The 4,124-nt window shown below is 58.4% G+C and carries 5 protein-coding genes and 1 pseudogene; 3 read left to right on the top strand and 3 right to left on the bottom strand.

The genetic code is table 11. The features are described 5' to 3' along the window. Positions 1-92 precede the first annotated feature (92 nt). The 3 genes from Y707_RS22645 to Y707_RS31945 are packed head-to-tail and all read right to left on the bottom strand — an operon-like array spanning position 93 to position 1,209. Positions 93-314, bottom strand: a complete 222-nt coding sequence (locus Y707_RS22645; protein WP_026533827.1) for an isocitrate lyase/phosphoenolpyruvate mutase family protein — start codon at positions 312-314, stop codon at positions 93-95. A 27-nt stretch (positions 315-341) separates the two neighbouring features. After that, positions 342-902: a cation transporting ATPase C-terminal domain-containing protein gene (locus tag Y707_RS31950; protein WP_253905018.1), complete on the bottom strand. Its 561-nt coding sequence runs from the start codon at positions 900-902 to the stop codon at positions 342-344. Next, positions 820-1,209 carry an HAD-IC family P-type ATPase gene (locus Y707_RS31945; RefSeq protein ID WP_026533825.1) on the bottom strand — a complete coding sequence of 130 codons (390 nt, stop codon included), beginning with the start codon at positions 1,207-1,209 and terminating at the stop codon, positions 820-822. Before Y707_RS31945 ends, Y707_RS31950 begins: the two co-directional genes overlap by 83 nt. Positions 1,210-1,291: 82 nt before the next feature. Between Y707_RS31945 and Y707_RS22640 the strand changes: the two genes are divergently transcribed. The 3 genes and pseudogenes from Y707_RS22640 to Y707_RS22635 all read left to right on the top strand — a co-directional run. Further along, positions 1,292-2,245 (top strand): IS1595 family transposase, encoded by a 954-nt coding sequence (locus tag Y707_RS22640; RefSeq protein WP_081744556.1) that lies wholly within the window; start codon positions 1,292-1,294, stop codon positions 2,243-2,245. 696 nt (positions 2,246-2,941) lie between these two features. Beyond that, positions 2,942-3,382, top strand: a complete 441-nt coding sequence (locus Y707_RS0101745) for a hypothetical protein (protein ID WP_162150154.1) — start codon at positions 2,942-2,944, stop codon at positions 3,380-3,382. Positions 3,383-3,614: 232 nt separating this feature from the next. Beyond that, a pseudogene (locus Y707_RS22635) lies at positions 3,615-4,124 on the top strand (hypothetical protein); the annotation flags it as partial.

Genomic DNA, 4,124 nt, shown 5'->3' with positions numbered 1-4,124 from the left:
GTCCGGGCCGCAAGGCCGAACGTCTCAGCGACAACCGCCGGATCATCCCCGAAACCACTTTCCAAGTCGGCGTTGACGGGCAGGGGCGTCGCCTACACGAGCTCCGCTGCATACTCGAGGGCATCGTCGCGCGTCAGCTGACCATCGAGACGGCCCAGCGACGCAGCGTACCCACCGCTGGTTGTGGCAAGCGCATGGAACCCCATCGAGGCGAACAACCGTGCCAAGACAATGCTCCAGGCATTGGCGAGCAGCAGCGGCGTAGGGCCGTGATGAAGCGCGAGGAACGAAGCAGCGTGAGCTGGAGGTGTCATGCCATTAACCTATACATGCGTCATGGGCTAAGAGTGTGGGTTGGTCAGAGCGCTGTGGGTTGCAGTGTTAGAAGATTTGCCCAGGTGTGGCAGGTTTCGCGCAAATGCTTTGCGGATTTCCTCGATCCACAGGACCGAGGATCCGACCAGAAGGGCTAGCGCCCATTGGGTGGAGGTGAGTGCTGTGGTGTCAAAGAAGCCCTGCAGCAGCTGTAGATTCACCACTAGCACCTGGAGCACTACCACGGCGGCTAACGCCACCCAGATGCTGCGGTTAGTGAAGGTTTGCGCCGAGAACACGGACCCGGGTTCAGAGCGAACGTTAAGCAGGTTAAACACTTGATAAAAAACGAAGGTCGTAAATGCCAGGGTTGTGGCGAGGTCTGGATCCGTAGAGCTTTCAGGGAAAAGGACCGGTGACAGCGCGAGGATGGCGATGGTGCCTGTAGCCATGACAGCGCCGAGAACGAGAATCCGTAGTAAACGGTTACGGGTCAGCAGCGGTTCATTCGCGGGCCGTGGCTTTTCCTTCATGATGTCCGGACTGGCCGGGTCTACTCCGAGCGCCAGGGCGGGTGGACCGTCCATGATGATGTTCACCCAGAGGATCTGCAGTGCCGTGAATGGTGCACCGCCAGCCAGGCCCAGCACCCCCGCACACAAGAAAAATCAGCACAAAGCCCCACGCTGTCGTCAACTGAAACTTCACGAATTTGATGATGTTCGCGTAAACCCCTCGGCCTTCCTTGACCGCTGAAACGATGGTCGCGAAATTATCGTCGGTCAGGATCATTTTCGCCGCGCCCTTGGACACGTCCGTCCCCGTGATACCCATAGCGATACCGATGTCCGCCTGTTTCAGAGCCGGGGCATCATTGACACCGTCACCGGTCATGGCGACTGTATTGCCCCCATCCTGCAGAGCCTTCACAAAACGGATCTAGTGGGTGAACGGTTAGCTCAGGTAGGGTTTATTCATGGCCAAGCCAGATTTTCCGCGGACGATATTGGATTTCCAGGCCAGATTCGGCGATGAGCAGGCGTGTCTGGACTATCTGTTCCAGTGCCGGTGGCCTGAGGGTTTCGTCTGTCCGCGGTGTGGCGGCACAACGGCGTGGCCGATAGCAGCACGACGACTATGGCAGTGCGGTGGCTGCGCCTATCAGGTGTCTCTGACGGCCGGTACAGTCCTGCACAAGACCCATACCGCGCTGCATTTGTGGTTCTGGGCTGCTTACCTGATGTCCACGGGAACAACTGGAATTTCTGCCAGGCAGTTGCAGCGTCAACTTGGCCTCACCCGACATCAAACGGCCTGGACCATGCTGCACAAGCTGCGTCGGGCCATGGTCAACCCTGAACGCTCTCTACTGACAGGCGAGGTCGACGTCGATGAGTGCCAGGTCGGCGGCCGCGAGACCGGACGTCGCGGCGGCAGGAATCTCACCGCCAAAGCGGCGCAGGTGGTCGTTGCGGTGGAACATCGGGGCCAGGGTTCAGGGCGTGTGCGGATGAAAGTGATCGCTGATGCCTCCGGCGACACGCTGACCGGATTCATCACCGACACCGTCGCTCCCGGTGCGATCGTGCATACCGATGGCTGGATGGGTTACGCGCCATTGGCCAAGAAAGATTACGACTACCGGCCACGGTCACAAAGGGCCGCCAAGAGAGCCGACGACGCAGACCCGGTCATGCCTCGAGTGCATCGTGCGATCAGCAATTTCAAGACGTGGCTGCGAGGGACACACCGATCTGTCAGCAATGAACAACTACAGGTTTACCTCGACGAATTCACGTTCCGCTACAACAGACGCAGCACGCCCATGGCTGCGTTCCAGACTCTCCTCGGTCTTGGCAGTCGGCAGCCGCCGACTACCTACCGCCAAATCACAGAAAATGGCCGAAACGCAAGACATGACCTGAGCTAACCGTTCACCCACTACCTACCTTATGTAAAGAAAGCCCTTCGGCCATTGCTTGGTCGATGTGCGTGGGAAGCGTTGCTAGTCTCTGAAGTGGATGTACTTGGATGCTGAGGTGGCGACAACACGGGTGCCACAACCTGCTCGGGTGGCGTAGGTGTACTCCTCGATTACCGCGGTCCCGCTGCCGACAGCCGCCACCCAAGCTACATGGTTTCCCAAGCCATTCCAGTCAACGGACCCGATGCGCGATGTGATGTTCAACTAGCGAAAGAGAGCTGACTTGCCAAGGAACGCGAAGAGGCTGCCTGACGGACGGATTATCGCTGCCGACGACGAAAGTATGGATTCTGCCTTTCAGAGCATGGCGACGACCCTCGCCAGCCTCCGACCCGGGGAAACACTTCTTGACTTCGTAGCTCGCGGTCCCGAAGTGATTCGCGAGCATGTCGAAGCTATTGCTAAGGCGATCCGGAAAGCTGACGCGTTTGATGTCATCGAACTGATGCGGCTTCGCGAGACCCCGATGGTGCTCGAGGGCTACCGAGAGAGTCTCGCCGATCAGCGGCCCGCGGCGGTCGAGTTGGTTGCATTAATCCTGTTAGCGCGAGGAGTGCGCGGTCTGCCAGACGCCGACCCGAGGGCAGCAAACCCCGCCAAAGTAGTCCCCGACCTCACGAACGCGCGGGAGTACTACTCAGTGTGGGGCAGTTCATGCTTCTGTCGGACGGCCAGGCAGAGAAATTCGGTCCGCTGACAACCCTGGCGGCGACTTATGTAGGCCACGAGCTCAACGTGAAGTTCAAGCAATATGCTCACGTCCATGATGGGCTAAACGAAGCACTGTTCAGCAGTAAGCACCTCGGCACTATTCTGCTTGAAGCGCTTGGTTTTACGTACGAGGATTTTTTGGCTATTCGCGAAGCCATCAGATCGATCTATTTGGACCGCTTTTTTGCGGCGAGAGACATACTCGGTGATGTAGCGCAGGAGTGGGAGACAGACGGTCGAAACGACCAGTCGCCTGAGGCGTTGAGCAAGGTAGAGCCGCCCTTTACGATCTCATGTTCTTTCCAGGAAAGCGTGCGAGTTTCACCGCGAGAGAGATCGCCGATGCATCATCAGTGCCAGAAGACCGCGTAGGGCGAATACTTGAGCGGTTCCGCGTCTCATTCGGAGTCGAGGGCGAACCTGTCGCCGCAGTCGAATCCTTCCTGGCAGGCGACAATCCGTTCCGGAATGCGTCGCTTATCGCTGACGGTGCCGGCAATTATGTGACCATGAACGTGCCCATCGGGACGGATTGTTTCCGGCAGGTTATTGAGGCGGGGCTCAAGGCAACTCCGCCCGGTGGCGGCGGTATGAGAAGCGTCGCGTGACGGTAAGCGAGCAGCTTTCCGTCGAGTATCTGACGAAGCTGCTTGGAGCAGACGCCACCCATGTGAACCTCAAGTATTTCAGGTCGAATCCTGGAGTTGACTCATCGCAGTTAGCCTCGACCGCGGTCGAAATCACGTCCATAGCCGAGCAGACTGAGGCGGATGCGCTGTTCGTCATTGAGGACGTCGCGATCTGTGTCGAGGTCAAAGGGCGAAGCGTGTCGCATCAAGCGCGAGGTGGGCACGTGCAGCGCCTGACTGGAGACCTCCGATCCACGGTGGGCGAGGCCACCGATCAAGCGCTCCGTCTCGAGGGACTGATTCGCACCAACGGTGGGCTCTGGCTCGAAGATAAAACCTGGCTCGATTTGTCCGGAGTCCGAGAGGTGCGATCTATTGCAGTTTGCATCGACGACATGGGTCCCCTTGGGACAGCACTCGATGAATTGGTCCGTGGCAATGTCATCAAGAGTGATCGATTCCCTTGGATAGTCTCGCTGCATGAT

The sequence above is a fragment of the Arthrobacter sp. H14 genome (assembly GCF_000520495.1).
Lineage (GTDB): Bacteria > Actinomycetota > Actinomycetes > Actinomycetales > Micrococcaceae > Arthrobacter_C.
Note: the sequence above shows the minus strand (reverse complement) of the source record. Positions and strands in the feature narration are given on the sequence as shown.